The organism is Martinezella tropici (genome assembly GCF_008370325.1).
Lineage (GTDB): Bacteria > Pseudomonadota > Alphaproteobacteria > Rhizobiales > Rhizobiaceae > Rhizobium > Rhizobium tropici_B.
The window spans coordinates 1-15,528 of record NZ_VNIP01000020.1 but is presented as its reverse complement, the minus strand read 5'-3'; the positions used below and the strand labels follow the sequence as shown (position 1 = coordinate 15,528).

The 15,528-nt window shown below is 58.8% G+C and carries 28 protein-coding genes and 1 pseudogene; 1 reads left to right on the top strand and 28 read right to left on the bottom strand.

Annotation, left to right across the window (positions count from 1 at the left end; translation table 11 throughout):
• Positions 1-19: 19 nt before the first annotated feature.
• From FP026_RS29375 to rpsJ, 28 genes and pseudogenes are all read right to left on the bottom strand, one after another.
• Positions 20-421: pseudogene (locus FP026_RS29375) on the bottom strand (DUF2809 domain-containing protein).
• Positions 422-593: 172 nt separating this feature from the next.
• Positions 594-1,016, bottom strand: a complete 423-nt coding sequence (gene rplQ / locus FP026_RS29370; RefSeq protein WP_015339614.1) for a 50S ribosomal protein L17 — start codon at positions 1,014-1,016, stop codon at positions 594-596.
• Between the two features lie 49 nt (positions 1,017-1,065).
• Complete coding sequence (locus FP026_RS29365; RefSeq protein WP_112337464.1) at positions 1,066-2,076, bottom strand: DNA-directed RNA polymerase subunit alpha; 1,011 nt, start codon at positions 2,074-2,076, stop codon at positions 1,066-1,068.
• Between the two features lie 103 nt (positions 2,077-2,179).
• Positions 2,180-2,569 (bottom strand): 30S ribosomal protein S11, encoded by a 390-nt coding sequence (rpsK, locus tag FP026_RS29360; RefSeq protein WP_004118426.1) that lies wholly within the window; start codon positions 2,567-2,569, stop codon positions 2,180-2,182.
• A 131-nt stretch (positions 2,570-2,700) separates the two neighbouring features.
• On the bottom strand, positions 2,701-3,069 hold the full coding sequence (rpsM, locus tag FP026_RS29355) for a 30S ribosomal protein S13 (RefSeq protein ID WP_149638070.1): 369 nt from the start codon (positions 3,067-3,069) through the stop codon (positions 2,701-2,703).
• A gap of 217 nt (positions 3,070-3,286) precedes the next feature.
• On the bottom strand, positions 3,287-3,937 hold the full coding sequence (locus FP026_RS29350) for an adenylate kinase (protein ID WP_149638069.1): 651 nt from the start codon (positions 3,935-3,937) through the stop codon (positions 3,287-3,289).
• A complete protein-coding gene (gene secY / locus FP026_RS29345) occupies positions 3,934-5,274 on the bottom strand; it encodes a preprotein translocase subunit SecY (RefSeq protein ID WP_149638068.1) in 1,341 nt (446 codons plus the stop codon). The genes FP026_RS29350 and secY overlap by 4 nt, the downstream gene beginning before the upstream one ends.
• A 224-nt stretch (positions 5,275-5,498) precedes the next feature.
• Complete coding sequence (rplO, locus tag FP026_RS29340) at positions 5,499-5,984, bottom strand: 50S ribosomal protein L15 (RefSeq protein WP_149638067.1); 486 nt, start codon at positions 5,982-5,984, stop codon at positions 5,499-5,501.
• Between the two features lie 17 nt (positions 5,985-6,001).
• A complete protein-coding gene (gene rpmD, locus FP026_RS29335) occupies positions 6,002-6,214 on the bottom strand; it encodes a 50S ribosomal protein L30 (RefSeq protein ID WP_007690786.1) in 213 nt (70 codons plus the stop codon).
• Between the two features lie 13 nt (positions 6,215-6,227).
• Positions 6,228-6,797 (bottom strand): 30S ribosomal protein S5, encoded by a 570-nt coding sequence (gene rpsE, locus FP026_RS29330; RefSeq protein WP_149638066.1) that lies wholly within the window; start codon positions 6,795-6,797, stop codon positions 6,228-6,230.
• Between the two features lie 128 nt (positions 6,798-6,925).
• Positions 6,926-7,288: a 50S ribosomal protein L18 gene (gene rplR / locus FP026_RS29325; RefSeq protein WP_149638065.1), complete on the bottom strand. Its 363-nt coding sequence runs from the start codon at positions 7,286-7,288 to the stop codon at positions 6,926-6,928.
• Positions 7,289-7,300: 12 nt separating this feature from the next.
• Positions 7,301-7,834: a 50S ribosomal protein L6 gene (gene rplF / locus FP026_RS29320; protein WP_149638064.1), complete on the bottom strand. Its 534-nt coding sequence runs from the start codon at positions 7,832-7,834 to the stop codon at positions 7,301-7,303.
• 41 nt (positions 7,835-7,875) lie between these two features.
• Positions 7,876-8,274, bottom strand: a complete 399-nt coding sequence (rpsH, locus tag FP026_RS29315) for a 30S ribosomal protein S8 (RefSeq protein WP_104822788.1) — start codon at positions 8,272-8,274, stop codon at positions 7,876-7,878.
• Between the two features lie 12 nt (positions 8,275-8,286).
• Positions 8,287-8,592 (bottom strand): 30S ribosomal protein S14, encoded by a 306-nt coding sequence (gene rpsN / locus FP026_RS29310; protein ID WP_004118406.1) that lies wholly within the window; start codon positions 8,590-8,592, stop codon positions 8,287-8,289.
• Positions 8,593-8,625: 33 nt separating this feature from the next.
• Entirely contained in the window at positions 8,626-9,183 is a 558-nt protein-coding gene (gene rplE, locus FP026_RS29305; RefSeq protein ID WP_149638063.1) for a 50S ribosomal protein L5, read from the bottom strand.
• Positions 9,176-9,484 carry a 50S ribosomal protein L24 gene (gene rplX, locus FP026_RS29300; protein ID WP_015339605.1) on the bottom strand — a complete coding sequence of 103 codons (309 nt, stop codon included), beginning with the start codon at positions 9,482-9,484 and terminating at the stop codon, positions 9,176-9,178. Before rplX ends, rplE begins: the two co-directional genes overlap by 8 nt.
• Positions 9,485-9,495: 11 nt before the next feature.
• Positions 9,496-9,864: a 50S ribosomal protein L14 gene (rplN, locus tag FP026_RS29295; RefSeq protein WP_003573790.1), complete on the bottom strand. Its 369-nt coding sequence runs from the start codon at positions 9,862-9,864 to the stop codon at positions 9,496-9,498.
• A gap of 225 nt (positions 9,865-10,089) precedes the next feature.
• The gene (gene rpsQ / locus FP026_RS29290) at positions 10,090-10,329 is read right to left on the bottom strand and encodes a 30S ribosomal protein S17 (protein ID WP_069611899.1); all 240 of its coding nucleotides are present in this window, start codon (positions 10,327-10,329) and stop codon (positions 10,090-10,092) included.
• A 12-nt stretch (positions 10,330-10,341) separates the two neighbouring features.
• Entirely contained in the window at positions 10,342-10,542 is a 201-nt protein-coding gene (gene rpmC, locus FP026_RS29285; protein ID WP_007690763.1) for a 50S ribosomal protein L29, read from the bottom strand.
• 11 nt (positions 10,543-10,553) lie between these two features.
• Positions 10,554-10,967, bottom strand: coding sequence for a 50S ribosomal protein L16 (gene rplP, locus FP026_RS29280; RefSeq protein ID WP_004118395.1), 414 nt, complete (start codon positions 10,965-10,967; stop codon positions 10,554-10,556).
• Between the two features lie 36 nt (positions 10,968-11,003).
• Positions 11,004-11,729, bottom strand: a complete 726-nt coding sequence (rpsC, locus tag FP026_RS29275; protein WP_004118393.1) for a 30S ribosomal protein S3 — start codon at positions 11,727-11,729, stop codon at positions 11,004-11,006.
• Positions 11,729-12,118 carry a 50S ribosomal protein L22 gene (gene rplV, locus FP026_RS29270; RefSeq protein ID WP_004118391.1) on the bottom strand — a complete coding sequence of 130 codons (390 nt, stop codon included), beginning with the start codon at positions 12,116-12,118 and terminating at the stop codon, positions 11,729-11,731. The genes rpsC and rplV overlap by 1 nt, the downstream gene beginning before the upstream one ends.
• Positions 12,119-12,120: 2 nt before the next feature.
• Complete coding sequence (gene rpsS, locus FP026_RS29265) at positions 12,121-12,399, bottom strand: 30S ribosomal protein S19 (protein WP_015339602.1); 279 nt, start codon at positions 12,397-12,399, stop codon at positions 12,121-12,123.
• A 15-nt stretch (positions 12,400-12,414) separates the two neighbouring features.
• Complete coding sequence (gene rplB / locus FP026_RS29260; protein ID WP_149638062.1) at positions 12,415-13,251, bottom strand: 50S ribosomal protein L2; 837 nt, start codon at positions 13,249-13,251, stop codon at positions 12,415-12,417.
• 11 nt (positions 13,252-13,262) lie between these two features.
• Positions 13,263-13,556, bottom strand: a complete 294-nt coding sequence (locus FP026_RS29255; RefSeq protein WP_047634801.1) for a 50S ribosomal protein L23 — start codon at positions 13,554-13,556, stop codon at positions 13,263-13,265.
• Entirely contained in the window at positions 13,553-14,173 is a 621-nt protein-coding gene (rplD, locus tag FP026_RS29250) for a 50S ribosomal protein L4 (protein WP_149638061.1), read from the bottom strand. The genes FP026_RS29255 and rplD overlap by 4 nt, the downstream gene beginning before the upstream one ends.
• Before the next feature lie 13 nt (positions 14,174-14,186).
• The gene (rplC, locus tag FP026_RS29245; protein ID WP_069611897.1) at positions 14,187-14,828 is read right to left on the bottom strand and encodes a 50S ribosomal protein L3; all 642 of its coding nucleotides are present in this window, start codon (positions 14,826-14,828) and stop codon (positions 14,187-14,189) included.
• Between the two features lie 39 nt (positions 14,829-14,867).
• A complete protein-coding gene (gene rpsJ, locus FP026_RS29240; protein WP_003547547.1) occupies positions 14,868-15,176 on the bottom strand; it encodes a 30S ribosomal protein S10 in 309 nt (102 codons plus the stop codon).
• On the opposite strand from rpsJ, the gene FP026_RS30440 reads away from it, so the two are divergent.
• Positions 15,165-15,528: hypothetical protein (locus FP026_RS30440; RefSeq protein WP_210247986.1), on the top strand; the 364-nt coding region annotated here is incomplete at its 3' end. The genes rpsJ and FP026_RS30440 overlap by 12 nt on opposite strands.

The window sequence follows — 15,528 nt, the reverse complement described above, 5'->3', positions numbered from 1 at the left end:
GCCCGGCGGTTTTGGCCTTTCACAATGGCCTGAGCTTCGACAGTGCGCAATCGAGCGCCAGCGCTATGCCGGCGGCATAGGCTGCGATATTCCAGGGCGAGAACACCCTGCCCAGCAACAGGGTTCCGGCGGCGGTCAATCGAAAAGCATCGAGATCAGGCGTGTGCCAAAGCCTGAAAAGCTCGACGGCGACCGCGATGAGCAGCGCCGCCACGGCAATCCTGAAACGCCCCTGTGACACGAAGACTGCCGCCAGGAGCCAATAGACCATCGCTCCTCACAGTAATGAGTCACCATATTTGACGACCGCGAAGGGCAGATTGATCGCATAGCCATAATGCCGCAACGCAAGACCGCTGGCGATCGTCATCAGCAGCGCCACGAACAGAAGCAGTCTCCCGCGCGTCAATTTTCGCTGCATGTCCCACGACGCTCCCTGTCCCTGATGAGCCCGAGTCGATTGCGACCCAGCAAGGCTGCTTACGGTACTCCAAAGCATTCAGGGAGATTGAAAGGCCGCTCCCGCAGGCCCAAACGCCAAAAGGCCGGATGATCACTCATCCGGCCTTTGATATTTTATCCGAAGCTTAGCCTTAAGCGGCTGCGGCTTCTTCTTCAGCGGCAACGCGAGCCTTGTCGGCTGCGCCCTTGGCGTTGACGTCGCGATCGACGAATTCGACGACTGCGAGAGCGGCATTGTCGCCCTGGCGGAAGCCGGCCTTCATGATGCGCAGGTAGCCGCCGTTGCGGGTGGCGTAGCGGGTTGCGATCGCATCGAAGAGCTTCGAAACGACAGCTGCGTCGCGGATCTGCGAGATGGCCTGACGACGAGCGTGCAGGTCACCGCGCTTGCCGAGGGTTACCAGCTTCTCGACGATCGGGCGGATTTCCTTCGCCTTCGGGAGCGTGGTGACGATCTGCTCATGGGTGATGAGCGAAGCCGCCATGTTGGCGAACATCGCCTTACGGTGGCTAGCGGTTCTATTCAGCTTGCGGCCGGCTTTACCGTGGCGCATGGCTATTCTCCTTCACTTGCAGGCATTAGCTCGCCTGCCGTTTGAAACGTTAATATTGGTCTTCGTAGCGCTTGGCGAGATCTTCGATGTTCTCGGGCGGCCATGCCGGCACTTCCATGCCGAGGTGCAAGCCCATGGAAGCGAGAACTTCCTTGATTTCGTTCAGCGACTTGCGACCAAAATTCGGCGTGCGGAGCATTTCTGCTTCGGTCTTCTGAATGAGGTCGCCGATGTAGACGATGTTGTCGTTCTTCAGGCAATTTGCCGAGCGAACGGACAGTTCGAGTTCGTCCACCTTCTTGAGGAGCGCCGGGTTGAAAGCGAGTTCGGTAACTGCTTCCTCTTCGGTTTCCTTCTGCGGCTCGTCGAAGTTGACGAACACGCCAAGCTGATCCTGAAGGATGCGAGCCGCGAAAGCGACGGCATCTTCACCGCTGATCGAACCGTCGGTTTCGATCGACATGCTCAGCTTGTCGTAGTCGAGAACCTGTCCTTCACGGGTATTTTCAACCTTGTAGGACACCTTCTTGACCGGCGAATAGAGGCTGTCGACCGGGATGAGGCCGATCGGAGCATCTTCCGCACGATTGCGCTCGGCGGGCACATAGCCCTTGCCGTTGTTGACGGTGAATTCCATGCGGATTTCGGCGCCCTCGTCGAGCGTGCAGATGACATGCTCGGGATTGAGGATTTCGATATCGCCGACCGTCTGGATGTCGCCAGCCGTTACTACGCCGGGGCCCTGCTTGCGGACCACCATGCGCTTGGCATCATCGCCGTCCATCTTGATGGCGATTTCCTTGATGTTCAGCACGATGTCCGTCACGTCTTCCCGCACACCCGGGATAGAGGAGAACTCATGCAGTACGCCGTCGATCTGCACGGCCGTTACAGCGGCGCCGCGCAGAGAGGACAGCAGAACGCGACGCAGCGCGTTGCCGAGGGTAAGACCAAAGCCGCGCTCCAGCGGTTCGGCCACGAGCGTCGCCTTGGTGCGGCCGCTCGAGGTGAACTCGACCTTGTTGGGCTTGATCAGTTCCTGCCAGTTTTTCTGAATCATGTTTTTGCCTTCCGTTCGTTGCCACCATCCAATCGTGGCAACCGAGCTTGAGTAACGCCAAGCCGGGCGCATCTACCCCGGCCGGCGTCGTGAGTGGCGATGATCAGACGCGACGCTTCTTGCGCGGGCGGCAACCATTGTGCGGGATCGGGGTCACGTCGCGGATGGACGTGATCATGAAACCAGCAGCCTGGAGGGCGCGCAGAGCGGATTCACGGCCGGAGCCCGGACCGCAAACTTCAACTTCCAGCGATTTCATGCCATGTTCCTGAGCCTTCTTAGCACAGTCTTCGGCAGCGATCTGGGCAGCGAACGGGGTCGACTTGCGCGAACCCTTGAAGCCCTTGGCACCAGCGGACGACCAGGCAATAGCGTTGCCCTGTGCGTCGGTGATCGTGATCATCGTGTTGTTGAAGGTCGAATTGACGTGTGCGACGCCCGACGTGATATTTTTACGCTCGCGACGACGAACGCGTACGGCTTCCTTGGCCATGTTAGTCCTTTCTTGGATCTCTGCACCGCCGTAATCCCAGCGGCTACACCGAAGCGGCGCCCTTAGAGCTCCGCTCCAAACTCAAAAGAGGCCGGCGGACCGCCAGCCTCCCAAATCCGGTTGCCCGGAAGTTACTTCTTCTTACCAGCGATCGCCTTTGCCGGACCCTTGCGGGTGCGGGCATTGGTGTGCGTGCGCTGACCGCGAACCGGCAGGCCGCGGCGATGACGAAGGCCGCGGTAAGAACCCAGGTCCATCAGACGCTTGATGTTCATCGCGGTATCGCGACGCAGGTCACCTTCGACCTGGTAGTCGCGGTCGATAGCTTCACGGATCTGCAAAACTTCAGCATCCGTCAGCTGATGAACGCGACGCTCGGCCGGAATACCAACCTTGTCGCAGATTTCCTGAGCAAACTTCGGTCCGATCCCGTGAATGTAGCGAAGCGCAATAACTACGCGCTTTGCAGTCGGGATGTTGACGCCAGCGATACGAGCCACGCCTGTTCTCCTTGCATTCCTTTTGCCTTGGCAAAGGGTCTTGTTATGCAGCCCGGGAGCTGCTTGTTCAATGTGCGTCCGCCACATGTCAAAACGACCGTACCCGGACTTCCCGTTGGAAATCCGCGCCGATCGCATAGCATGTCGCGAGTTGGCGCGGTGTTTAGCGGAATCAGCGCAAAAAAGCAACCGCTCCGGCAAGTTTATTTTAGGCTATCTAAAGCTTAGACAGGATAGCCTCTATGCTTTCGGTCACATGCTCGATATCGGCCATGCCGTCGATGCTCTGCAACTTGCCCTTCGCATAGTAGTAACCGATCAGCGGCGACGTCTCCTTGTAGTAGACTTGGAGGCGAGTCGCCATGGTTTCTGCATTGTCGTCAGGGCGCCGCTTGAAATGGGTCGAGCCGCATTTGTCGCAGACACCTGCTGTTGCCGGAACCTTGTCCGTGTCGTGATAGACGCTACCGCAATTCGAGCAAGAATAACGGCCGGAGACGCGGCGAATCAACTCGGCGTCATCGACCTTGAGTTCGATAACGACCGAGAGGTCCAGCCCCTTGGATTCCAGCATCCGCTCCGTGGCATCGGCCTGCACCAGCGTGCGCGGAAAACCATCAAGGATGAAACCCCTGGCGCAATCCGGCTGGTCGATACGTTCGGAGACAATGGCGTTGACGATCTCATCGGAAACAAGCTTGCCGGCGTCCATGACGGCCTTGGCGCGCTTGCCAACTTCAGTCCCGGCAGCTACCGCAGCCCTCAGCATATCGCCTGTGGAAAGTTGCGGGATGCCGTACTTTTCCACGATACGCTGGGCCTGGGTCCCCTTACCTGCTCCCGGCGGCCCTAAAAGTATGAGTCTCATCGCCCCCTCTTTCCTCCACGCAACTTCGATTTCTTGATCAGGCCTTCATATTGCTGTGCGATCAGGTGACCCTGAATCTGCGCCACCGTATCCAGCGTTACGCTAACCACGATCAGAAGCGAAGTGCCACCCAGAGACAAGGGAATACCTGTCTGGGATACGAGAATTTCGGGCAGGATGCAGACGAAGACAAGATAGATCGCGCCGATGACCGTGATGCGGGTCAGCACGTAATCGATATATTCGGCCGTGCGCTCACCCGGGCGGATACCCGGAATGAAGCCGCCATGTTTCTTCAGATTGTCGGCCGTGTCCTTCGGATTGAAGACGAGCGCAGTGTAGAAGAAGGCGAAGAAGGCGATCAGGGCGCCGTAGAGCACCATGTAGACCGGCTGGCCGTGGCCAAGCGCGGCAACGATCGACGTCACCCATGTCGGAAGCGCCGTATTGTTGCCGAGACCGGCGACGGTTGCCGGCAGCAAGAGCAGCGACGACGCGAAGATCGCCGGGATAACGCCCGAGGTGTTGAGCTTCAGCGGCAGGTGCGACGTATCGCCCTGGAACATGCGCGTGCCGACCTGGCGCTTCGGATACTGGATCAGCAGGCGACGCTGCGCGCGCTCGACGAAAACGATGAGCGCGATGACCAGAACAGCAACGACCAGCACTGCGAGAATAAGGGGCGTGGAAAGCGCGCCGGTGCGGCCAAGTTCAAGAGTGCCGGCGAGCGCGGTCGGAAGACCTGCAGCGATACCGGCGAAGATGATCAGCGAGATACCGTTGCCGATACCACGCGACGTCACCTGCTCACCAAGCCACATCAGGAACATCGTGCCGCCGAGCAGCGTAATGACGGTGGAAATACGGAAGAACCAGCCTGGGTCCACCACGACGCCGTTGCCGTGCTCCAGGCCAATCGCAATACCATAGGCCTGCAATGCGCCGAGCAGCACCGTGCCGTAGCGGGTATACTGATTGATGATCTTGCGGCCCTGCTCGCCTTCCTTCTTCAGGTTTTCGAGCGAGGGAACGACCGAGGTCATCAGCTGAACGATGATCGAGGCCGAAATATAAGGCATAATGCCGAGCGCGAAGATCGCCATGCGCTGTACGGCACCACCGGAAAACATATTGAAGAGGCCAAGAATGCCGCCCGACTGATTCTGGAAAGCCTGGGCGTAAGCGGCAGGATTGAGGCCAGGAAGCGGAATGTGGGTGCCGAGTCGATAGACGAGGAGAGCGCCGAGCGTAAACCACAAGCGCTTCTTGAGATCCTCAGCCTTGGCAAAGGTCGAGAAATTGAGATTGGACGCCAATTGTTCCGCTGCAGAAGCCATGCAAATCTCCGCACTACCAATTCCGGCATAATCGGCCGGGTCCGGAATCAGTAAGTATATTGTTCAAAATTCGGGCTTCGGACGGATTGCCATGCAATCGGGCGCCTCACCCTTGGTTCCCGTTGTCAACCGGAAAGATACTGCCGCATCGTTCAGGTTCGTGAGGCTCACATATGGGAGAAAAATCGCCCGAAGTGAAGCACCTCGGGCGATCTTTGATAATATTATTCTGCGGCAGGAGCTTCTGCGGCAGAAGCGAGCAGCTTGATGGAGCCGCCGGCCTTCTCGATCTTTTCGACTGCCGGCTTGGAAGCGCCGGCAACTTCGAGGGCAAGCTTCGCCTTCAGTTCGCCGTCCGAGAGAACCCGAACGCCGTCCTTGACGCGGCGAATCACGCCTGCAGCCTTGAGGGCTGCCGCATCAACGGTCTTCTTGGCATCGAGCTTGCCGGCATCGACGGCAGCCTGGATACGTGCCAGCGATACGACAACGTAGTCGGATGCGAAGATGTTGTTGAAGCCACGCTTCGGCAGACGACGGTAGATGGGCATCTGACCGCCTTCGAAGCCGTTGATCGCAACGCCCGAACGGGACTTCTGACCCTTCACACCACGGCCGCCGGTCTTGCCGGAGCCGGAGCCGATGCCGCGGCCGAGGCGCTTGCGGCTGTGGGTCGAGCCTTCGTTATCCTTGATCTCATTCAGTTTCATAGCAAATTACCTCCGGCTCACTTCTCGTCGACAACGCGAACGAGATGCTGGACAGCACGGATCATGCCACGAACAGCCGGAGTATCTTCCAGCGTGCGGCGACGGTGCATCTTGTTCAGTCCGAGACCGATCAGCGTCTTCTGCTGAACGTCCGGACGGCGGATCGGGCTGCCAATCTGCTCGACCGTAACGGTCGCCTTAGCTTCAGCCTTCTTGGTCGTCTTGGCCATAGGTCAAACTCCCTTATTCTTCGGAGGCATTGCCCGAAGCGGCACGGCGAGCCTGCAGAGTGGCATACTTGATGCCGCGCTGAGCTGCGATGTCCTTCGGGTGAACCTGGTGCTTCAGGGCGTCGAACGTGGCGCGAACCATGTTGTACGGGTTCGACGAACCGGTCGACTTGGCGACGACGTCATGAACGCCGAGCGTTTCGAAAACGGCGCGCATCGGACCGCCGGCAATGATACCGGTACCGACCTTGGCCGAGCGCAGCAGAACCTTGCCGGCGCCATGACGGCCATGGACGTCGTGATGCAGCGTACGGCCGTCGCGCAGCGGTACGAAGATCATGTCGCGCTTGGCGCTTTCAGTTGCCTTGCGGATGGCTTCCGGCACTTCGCGTGCCTTGCCATGACCGAAGCCTACGCGGCCCTTCTGGTCGCCGACGACGACGAGAGCGGCGAAGCCGAAGCGACGGCCACCCTTGACAACCTTGGCGACGCGGTTGATCGCGACCAGCTTGTCGACGAATTCGCTATCGCGCTCTTCACGGCTCTGACGGTCGTCCCGCGGAGCCCTCTTTTCCTGTGCCATTGTCCTCTTCCTTTTTCTTTTCCGGGTGCAATCGGCAAACAAAACGAAGACCGCATCAACCTCCAAGCGGAGATTTGCGGTCCGGTGAAATCCGGCCGGCGCTTACAGGCTACCGGCCGAAAACTTGATCAGAAGGACAGACCGCCTTCGCGGGCTGCTTCAGCCAGAGCCTTGATACGGCCATGGTAGATGAAGGCGCCGCGATCGAACACGACTTCCTTGACGCCTGCCTTGGAGGCACGCTCGGCGACGAGCTTGCCAACGAGGGCGGCGGCGGCGGTATCGGCACCGGTCTTCAGAGAACCGCGCAGATCCTTGTCGAGGGTGGAGGCAGCCGCGAGGGTCTTGCCGGCCACATCATCGATGACCTGAACGTAGATGTTCTTCGACGAGCGATGAACCGACAGGCGCGGACGGCCGTTGGCCACCGACTTGATTTGACGGCGCACGCGGTTGGCGCGACGCGCAAGTGCTTCTTTCCTGCTAGCCATTTCGCGTGATCCTTACTTCTTCTTGCCTTCTTTGCGGACGATCCGCTCTTCGGCATACTTAACACCCTTGCCCTTGTAGGGCTCGGGACCGCGGTATTCGCGGATTTCAGCGGCAACCTGGCCGACCTGCTGCTTGTTGATGCCGGTGACGACGATTTCCGTCGGCTTCGGCACAGCGATCGAGATGCCCTGCGGCGGCTCATAAACCACGTCGTGGCTGAAGCCGAGTGCGAGCTGCAGGTTCTTACCCTGCATGGAGGCACGGTAGCCGACGCCGTTGATTTCGAGCTTGCGCTCGTAGCCGTCCTTAACACCCTTGAGGATGTTCTCGATCATCGTGCGGGACATGCCCCACTTTGCGCGAGCATCCTTGGTGTCGTTGAGCGGCGTCACGACGATTGCATTGTTTTCCAGCTTGAGACCGATTTCGTCGTTAGCGACGAAAAACAGCTCGCCCTTGGGGCCCTTGGCAGTCACTTTTTGGCCATCAACCGTGGCCGTGATCCCTGCAGGTACCTGAACGGGCTTCTTACCGATACGAGACATTTTTCAAACCTGTCTGTTTCGAGGGAGATCTCTGTTCGATCTTAGAAGACCGAGCAGAGAACCTCACCACCAACATTCTGTTCGCGAGCCTGGTGATCGGCCATCACACCCTTCGGAGTCGAAAGGATGGTGATGCCGAGACCGTTCGCGACCTGCGGAATGGACTTGACCGAGACATAAACTCGGCGGCCCGGCTTGGACACGCGGCCGATCTCACGGATCACCGACGAGCCTTCGTAGTACTTCAGCTCGATGTTGAGCTCAGACTTGCCGTTGCCGAAATCGACGACGGAGTAGCCACGGATGTAGCCTTCAGCCTGCAAAACATCGAGAACACGTGCACGGAGCTTGGAAGCAGGCGTCGAAACCGACGACTTACGACGCGAAGCACCGTTGCGGATGCGGGTGAGCATATCGCCCAAAGGATCAGTCATGGTCATCTAATCTGCTCCTTACCAGCTGGACTTGACGATGCCCGGCACCTTGCCGAGATTGCCGAGTTCACGCAGCGCGATACGCGACATGCGCAGTTTGCGGTAATAGGCGCGCGGACGGCCAGACACTTCGCAACGATTGCGAATACGGGTCTTCGATCCATCGCGCGGGAGCGATGCCAGCTTCAGGGTGGCCTTGAACCGGTCTTCGATCGAGAGAGACTGGTTCATGATGATTGCCTTCAGAGCAGCCCGCTTCGCGGCCTGGTTGGCAACCGTATTGCGGCGGCGCTTGTTCTTTTCAACTGCGCTTGTCTTCGCCATATCAGGGTTCCTTTTCTACGCTCGTCGTTACGGTTATTGACGGAACGGGAAGTTGAACTCTGTCAGGAGAGCTCGTGCTTCGTCGTCGGTCGTCGCCGTCGTGCAAACGATGATGTCCATGCCCCACATCTGATCAACCTTATCGTAGTTGATCTCAGGGAACACAATGTGCTCCTTGATGCCCATGGCGAAATTGCCACGACCGTCAAAGCTCTTCGGGTTCAGGCCGCGGAAGTCGCGAACGCGCGGAAGCGCGATGTTGACCAGACGATCCAGGAACTCATACATGCGGGCGCCGCGCAGGGTGACCTTGGCGCCGATCGGCATATTTTCGCGGACCTTGAAGCCAGCGATGGAGTTGCGTGCATGGGTGATGACCGGCTTCTGGCCAGCGATGGCCGCCAGGTCGGCAGCAGCAACGGTCGGCTTCTTCGAATCAGCCGTCGCTTCACCAACGCCCATGTTGATCACGATCTTGTCCAGCTTCGGGATCTGCATCTCGTTAGCGTAGGAGAACTTCTCCTGCATGGCTGCACGGATGCGAGCAACGTATTCTTTCTTGAGCCGCGGCTCGTACTTTACCTCAGCCATCGATCACTTCTCCCGAGGTCTTCGCCACGCGGACCTTCTTGCCATCCACAACCTTGAAACCAACGCGGGTCGGCTTGCCGTCCTTGTCGACGATTGCCAGGTTGGACAGGTGAAGCGAGGCTTCCTTGCTGATGATGCCGGCTTCCTGGTTCTGCGTCTGGCGCTGATGGCGCTTGATGACGTTGACGCCACGAACGACCGCACGGTCTTCCTTCGGCAGCACTTGAATGACTTCGCCGGTACGGCCCTTGTCCTTACCGGTCAATACGACAACCTTGTCGCCTTTACGGATCTTTTGCATCGCTCCGCTCCTTACAGTACTTCTGGAGCCAGCGAGATGATCTTCATGTGGTTCTTGGCGCGAAGTTCGCGCGGAACCGGTCCGAAGATACGGGTGCCGATCGGCTCTTTCTTGTTGTCGATGAGGACTGCTGCATTGGTATCGAAGCGGATGACGCTGCCATCCGGACGACGGATGTCCTTGGCGGTGCGAACGACAACCGCCTTCATCACGTCACCCTTCTTCACACGGCCGCGCGGAATAGCTTCCTTGATCGAAACGACGATCACGTCGCCGATCGAGGCATACTTGCGCTTCGAGCCGCCCAGCACCTTGATGCACATGACACGACGTGCGCCGGAATTATCCGCCACGTCGAGGTTTGTTTGCATCTGAATCATGTCAGGTCGCCTTCTTGTTGTTACCGGAATGGTTGGGCCAACCGACCCCCTACCCCGGCTTATGGACTAGTGTCTTGTCTGATTATGCCTGGCTTCGCGATCACCAGGGATCGTCTCTGCCGGCCATCAATAAGCAAAAGAACGCCCGTTCTCGAGCGTCCTGCTTCCAAGCTCGTGCTTCATACAGATATTTCGCCCAAGCGCAAGGGCCTGAGCGAAATTCTGTTACTTGGACTGGGCGGAAACGACCGTCCAGGTCTTGTCCTTGGAGATCGGCGCGCATTCCTCGATGGAAACGACGTCGCCGGTCTTGTACTGATTGTTTTCGTCGTGAGCCTTGTACTTCTTGGAACGACGAACGGTCTTCTGGAGCAGCGGGTGAGCGAAACGACGCTCAACGCGGACAACTACCGTCTTCTCGTTCTTGTCGCTGACCACGACGCCCTGCAGAATGCGCTTCGGCATGTTATTTTTCCTTTAGGCCTTTGCTTCTGCCGCCTTCTGGCGGGCAATGGTTTTTACGCGAGCGATGTCCTTGCGGACTTCGTTGATGCGCGAGGACTTCTCGAGCTGACCGGTCGCCTTCTGAAAGCGCAGGTTGAACTGCTCCTTCTTCAGCTTGGCAAGCTCGTCCTTGAGTTGGTCGGCGCTCAGGGCGCGAACATCTGCGGCTTTCATGAGCTTCTTCCTTACTCTGCAATGCGCTGAACGAAGCGCGTCTTGACCGAGAGCTTGGCAGCGCCGAGGCGCAGAGCCTCACGAGCGATTTCCTCGCTCACACCGTCGATCTCGAACATCATACGGCCGGGCTTGACCTTGCATGCCCAGTATTCGACAGAGCCCTTACCTTTACCCATACGGACTTCGGTCGGCTTTGCGGTTACCGGAACATCCGGGAACACGCGGATCCATACACGGCCGGCGCGCTTCATGTAGCGGGTGATCGCGCGGCGAGCCGCTTCGATCTCGCGAGCGTTGACGCGGTTGGGCTCCTGCGACTTCAGGCCGAATTCACCGAAAGCCAGATCAGAACCACCCTTGGCAACGCCCTTGATGCGGCCCTTGAATTGCTTGCGGTACTTCGTACGCTTTGGCTGCAACATTTTCTTATTCTCCGAACTTATCTGCCACGTACGCTATCAAGCGTTGTCGCGGCGACGGTCTCTATCGCGATCGCGGCTAGCCGGACCCTGGGCGTCGCCTTCGAGCGCGCGGCGTTCGGAGGCCATCGGATCGTGCTCAAGGATTTCGCCCTTGAAGATCCAGACCTTGATGCCGCAGATACCGAAAGCGGTTTCTGCTTCAGCCGTACCGTAGTCGATGTCGGCGCGCAGCGTATGCAGCGGCACGCGGCCTTCGCGGTACCATTCCGTACGAGCGATTTCAGCACCGCCAAGACGGCCGGCGCAGGTGATCTTGATGCCTTCGGCGCCAAGACGCATCGCGGACTGAACGGCGCGCTTCATGGCGCGACGGAAAGCAACACGGCGTTCCAGCTGCTGAGCAATCGACTGGGCAACCAGCGTCGCGTCGATTTCCGGCTTGCGTACTTCAACGATGTTGAGGTGCGTTTCGGAATTCGTCATGTCCGACAGCTTCTTGCGGAGCTTGTCGATGTCAGCGCCCTTCTTGCCGATGATCAGGCCCGGACGAGCCGAGTGGATCGTGACGCGGCACTTCTTGTGCGGACGCTCGATGACCACCTTGGAGATACCGGCCTGCTTCAGTTCGTTCATGACGAACTTGCGCATCTTCAGGTCTTCGTGGAGGAGCTGGCCATACTCGGCATTGTCCGCAAACCAGCGGCTATCCCAGGTACGGTTGATGCCGAGACGAAAACCGATCGGATTGATTTTCTGACCCATTATGCGGCCTCCCCTTGAGCTTCAACTTCACGGACGACGATCGTCAGATGTGCGAACGGGCGCTCGATACGAGACGCGCGGCCACGGCCACGAGCGTGGAAACGCTTCATGACGATCGACTTGCCGACGTAAGCTTCCGCTACGACCAGCGAGTCAACGTCGAGGTCGTGGTTGTTTTCTGCATTGGCGATCGCAGATTCGAGCGTCTTCTTCACGGCGCCAGCAATACGCTTGCGCGAGAATTCCAGCTCTGCGAGCGCGCGATCAACCTTCTTGCCGCGGATCGAAGCCGCGACCAGGTTGAGCTTCTGCGGGCTGACACGGAGCGTGCGCGCAACTGCCTGCGCCTCATTGTCCTTCAGCCGGCGTTCGGTTTTTGCCTTGCCCATTGTTACTTCCTCTTCGCCTTCTTGTCCGCACCGTGACCATAATAGGTACGGGTCGGGGCGAACTCGCCGAACTTGTGCCCGACCATGTCTTCATTGACGCTGACCGGAATGTGCTTGCTGCCGTTGTAGACGCCGAAGGTAAGACCAACGAACTGCGGCATGATGGTGGAGCGGCGGCTCCACATCTTGATTATTTCGTTACGTCCGCCTTCGCGCACCTTCTCAGCCTTCTTGAGAAGATAGCCGTCAACAAACGGACCTTTCCATACTGAACGAGCCACTTGAGACTTCCTCTCTTACTTCTTGCGCTGATGGCGCGAGCGCATAATCATCTTGTCGGTCGACTTGTTCGACCGCGTACGCTTGCCCTTGGTCGGCTTGCCCCATGGGGTCACCGGATGGCGACCACCGGAGGTGCGGCCTTCACCACCGCCGTGCGGATGGTCGACCGGGTTCATGACGACGCCGCGGTTATGCGGCTTCTTGCCACGCCAACGCGAACGACCGGCCTTACCGTCGTTGATGTTGCCGTGATCCGGGTTCGAAACCGCGCCGATCGAAGCAAGGCAAGTGCCGTGCACGAGGCGCTGTTCGCCGGAGTTCAGGCGAAGGATCGCCATACCCTGGTCGCGGCCGACGAGCTGCGCATAGGAACCGGCGGAGCGAGCGATCTGACCGCCCTTGCCCGGCTTCATTTCCACATTGTGGATGATGGAGCCGACCGGGATGAACTGAAGCGGCATGGCGTTGCCAGGCTTCACGTCAACGGTCTTTTCCGAAGCGATGACCTTGTCGCCGGCAGCCAAGCGCTGCGGAGCGAGAATGTAGGCCAGTTCGCCGTCCGTGTATTTCACCAGAGCGATGTAAGCGGTACGGTTCGGATCGTATTCGATGCGCTCGACGGTTCCTTCAACGTCGAACTTGCGACGCTTGAAGTCGACCAGACGATAGGTACGCTTGTGACCGCCACCCTGGAAACGCACGGTGATGCGGCCGGTGTTGTTGCGGCCGCCCTTGGAGGTCAGACCTTCCGTCAGCGCCTTGACCGGCTTGCCCTTGTAGAGCGAAGAGCGGTCGACGATGACCAGCTGACGCTGGCTCGGGGTCGTCGGATTGAATGTTTTCAATGCCATTTTCTTATTCCTCAGAGACCGGTGGAGACGTCGATCGACTGGCCTTCGGCGAGCGTCACAACAGCCTTCTTCACGTCCTTCTGCTTGCCGACGAGACCCTTGAACCGCTTGGTCTTGCCGAGGCGCAGCAGAGTGTTAACGGCCGTAACCTTGACGCCGAAGAGCGCTTCGACGGCAGCCTTGATTTCCGGCTTCGTCGCGTTCTTGGCAACGTTGAAAACAACCTGGTTATTGTCCGAAAGCAGCGTGGACTTTTCGGTGATCGCAGGAGAAACGATCACATCGTAATGGCGAAGATCCGTCACTTGAATCGCTCCTCTAGAGCTTCAATTGCAGCCTTGGACAGCACGAGCTTGCCGCGGCGCAGGATGTCGTAAACGTTGATGCCCTGAACCGGCAGAACATCGATGTTCGGGATGTTCTTGGCTGCGAGCTTGAAGTTGCTGTCGAGCTCAGCGCCGCCGATGAACAGAGCGTTCGTCAGGCCGAGCGTCTCGAAAGCGCCAGCGAGTGCCTTGGTCTTGGCTTCGGTTGCGACGAGATTGTCGATGACGATCACGTCCTCAGCCTTGAACTTGGCCGAGAGAGCATGACGCAGGCCGAGGGCGCGAACCTTCTTCGGCAGATCATGCTCGTGGCTGCGGGCGACCGGGCCGTGAGCCTTACCACCGCCGCGGAACTGCGGAGCGCGAGCCGAATGGTGACGAGCGCGGCCCGTACCCTTCTGCTTGTACATCTTGGCACCGGTGCGCGCTACGTCCGCGCGGCCCTTTGCCTGATGCGTGCCCTGCTGCTTCTTGGCAAGCTGCCAGCGAATGACGCGAGCAAGAATGTCTTCACGCGGCTCGAGGCCGAAAATCGCATCAGAAAGGGAAACCTTCCCGGCGTCTTTGCCCTCAAGGGTCTTGACGTTGAATTCCATTGGTTTGGCTCCCTTACTTCGCTGCCGACTTGACGGCGTCGCGCACGATGATCCAGGCACCCTTGGAGCCGGGAACCGCACCCTTGACCAGGATCAGACCACGATCTTCGTCGGTCGATACTACTTCAAGGTTCTGCGTCGTAACGCGCGTCTGGCCCATGTGACCAGCCATCTTCTTGTTCTTGAACACCTTGCCCGGGTCCTGGCGCGAGCCGGTCGAACCGTGCGAACGGTGCGAAACCGACACACCGTGCGTAGCACGCAGACCGCCGAAGCCGTGGCGCTTGATGGCGCCGGCAAAGCCCTTACCGATCGTCGTGCCGGTCACGTCGACGAGCTGACCCGCCGTGAAGTGACCTGCGTTGAGCTCGGTGCCGACTTCAAGCAGATTGTCTTCCGTGACACGGAATTCTGCGAGCTTGGCCTTCGGCTCTACGCTTGCAACGGCGAAATGGCCACGAAGAGCCTTCGTCGTGTTCTTAACTTTAGCCTGGCCGGCACCCAGCTGAACTGCGGTGTAGCCATTCTTTTCAACTGTGCGCTGGGCTACGACCTGGCAGCCTTCCATACGCAATACGGTAACCGGGACATGCTCGCCGGCGTCGTTGTAGACGCGGGTCATTCCCACCTTCTGTGCAATCACACCTGAACGCATCGGTTCAATCCTTCTCACTCAGCTCGAGGACCAGAGGCCTCAGAGCTTGATCTCAACATCGACACCGGCGGCGAGATCGAGCTTCATCAGCGCGTCTACCGTCTGCGGGGTCGGGTCAACGATGTCGAGGAGGCGCTTATGCGTGCGCATCTCGAACTGCTCGCGGCTCTTCTTGTCGATGTGCGGGGACCGGTTAACCGTAAACTTCTCGATGCGGGTCGGAAGCGGAACGGGGCCCCGGACGCTAGCACCGGTGCGCTTCGCCGTCGACACGATCTCGCGCGTGGAAGCATCGAGAATCCGGTGATCGAACGCCTTCAGGCGAATGCGGATATTTTGGCCGTTCATTCGACGTTATCCTTGTGTTTGTTATCTCGCGTGCCGCTCAAACAAGGGCACGGATTGTTCTTCTTCCTAAGGCGGACCACCGGTTTCAAAGATCGAGAGGGACGCCGGCTGCGGCATCCCCATCCACTTCTTCAGACCTTTCGGCCCACCTTAATTGTTAATCTCATTGGCCGCTTCGTTATCCGAAGCAGGGCGCAAATCACGCTCGCGCGCCATTTGCAACATTTCCATGTCATAAGCAAGCGGCTACCGCCGCTTGCATCATATTATTGTCATCGAATCGGCCGCTCGGATGGAGTGGCCGCCTTCAAATTACTCGACGATGGAGGCGACGATGCCTGCGCCGACGGTA

What these genes read in the sequence shown, in the direction of transcription:
- rplC (WP_069611897.1), bottom strand. Translation starts at nt 14,828, where the DNA reads ATGCGTTCAGGTGTGATTGCACAGAAGGTGGGAATGACCCGCGTCTAC.
- rplN (WP_003573790.1), bottom strand. Translation starts at nt 9,864, where the DNA reads ATGATTCAGATGCAAACAAACCTCGACGTGGCGGATAATTCCGGCGCA.
- rplP (WP_004118395.1), bottom strand. Translation starts at nt 10,967, where the DNA reads ATGTTGCAGCCAAAGCGTACGAAGTACCGCAAGCAATTCAAGGGCCGC.
- rplE (WP_149638063.1), bottom strand. Translation starts at nt 9,183, where the DNA reads ATGGCTGAGGTAAAGTACGAGCCGCGGCTCAAGAAAGAATACGTTGCT.
- rplV (WP_004118391.1), bottom strand. Translation starts at nt 12,118, where the DNA reads ATGGGCAAGGCAAAAACCGAACGCCGGCTGAAGGACAATGAGGCGCAG.
- rpsE (WP_149638066.1), bottom strand. Translation starts at nt 6,797, where the DNA reads ATGGCACAGGAAAAGAGGGCTCCGCGGGACGACCGTCAGAGCCGTGAA.
- rpsK (WP_004118426.1), bottom strand. Translation starts at nt 2,569, where the DNA reads ATGGCCAAGGAAGCCGTACGCGTTCGTCGTCGCGAGCGTAAAAATATC.
- secY (WP_149638068.1), bottom strand. Translation starts at nt 5,274, where the DNA reads ATGGCTTCTGCAGCGGAACAATTGGCGTCCAATCTCAATTTCTCGACC.
- rplO (WP_149638067.1), bottom strand. Translation starts at nt 5,984, where the DNA reads ATGAAACTGAATGAGATCAAGGATAACGAAGGCTCGACCCACAGCCGC.
- rpmC (WP_007690763.1), bottom strand. Translation starts at nt 10,542, where the DNA reads ATGAAAGCCGCAGATGTTCGCGCCCTGAGCGCCGACCAACTCAAGGAC.
- rplR (WP_149638065.1), bottom strand. Translation starts at nt 7,288, where the DNA reads ATGGCTAGCAGGAAAGAAGCACTTGCGCGTCGCGCCAACCGCGTGCGC.
- rpsQ (WP_069611899.1), bottom strand. Translation starts at nt 10,329, where the DNA reads ATGCCGAAGCGCATTCTGCAGGGCGTCGTGGTCAGCGACAAGAACGAG.
- rplB (WP_149638062.1), bottom strand. Translation starts at nt 13,251, where the DNA reads ATGGCATTGAAAACATTCAATCCGACGACCCCGAGCCAGCGTCAGCTG.
- FP026_RS29365 (WP_112337464.1), bottom strand. Translation starts at nt 2,076, where the DNA reads ATGATTCAGAAAAACTGGCAGGAACTGATCAAGCCCAACAAGGTCGAG.
- FP026_RS29350 (WP_149638069.1), bottom strand. Translation starts at nt 3,937, where the DNA reads ATGAGACTCATACTTTTAGGGCCGCCGGGAGCAGGTAAGGGGACCCAG.
- rpsN (WP_004118406.1), bottom strand. Translation starts at nt 8,592, where the DNA reads ATGGCGAAGACAAGCGCAGTTGAAAAGAACAAGCGCCGCCGCAATACG.
- rplQ (WP_015339614.1), bottom strand. Translation starts at nt 1,016, where the DNA reads ATGCGCCACGGTAAAGCCGGCCGCAAGCTGAATAGAACCGCTAGCCAC.
- rplF (WP_149638064.1), bottom strand. Translation starts at nt 7,834, where the DNA reads ATGTCTCGTATCGGTAAGAAGCCCGTTCAGGTACCTGCAGGGATCACG.
- rplD (WP_149638061.1), bottom strand. Translation starts at nt 14,173, where the DNA reads ATGGAATTCAACGTCAAGACCCTTGAGGGCAAAGACGCCGGGAAGGTT.
- rpsC (WP_004118393.1), bottom strand. Translation starts at nt 11,729, where the DNA reads ATGGGTCAGAAAATCAATCCGATCGGTTTTCGTCTCGGCATCAACCGT.
- rpmD (WP_007690786.1), bottom strand. Translation starts at nt 6,214, where the DNA reads ATGGCCAAGACGACCAAGAAGGCTGAAGCTAAGGCGACCGTTACGGTC.
- rpsJ (WP_003547547.1), bottom strand. Translation starts at nt 15,176, where the DNA reads ATGAACGGCCAAAATATCCGCATTCGCCTGAAGGCGTTCGATCACCGG.
- rpsH (WP_104822788.1), bottom strand. Translation starts at nt 8,274, where the DNA reads ATGACCATGACTGATCCTTTGGGCGATATGCTCACCCGCATCCGCAAC.
- rplX (WP_015339605.1), bottom strand. Translation starts at nt 9,484, where the DNA reads ATGCAAAAGATCCGTAAAGGCGACAAGGTTGTCGTATTGACCGGTAAG.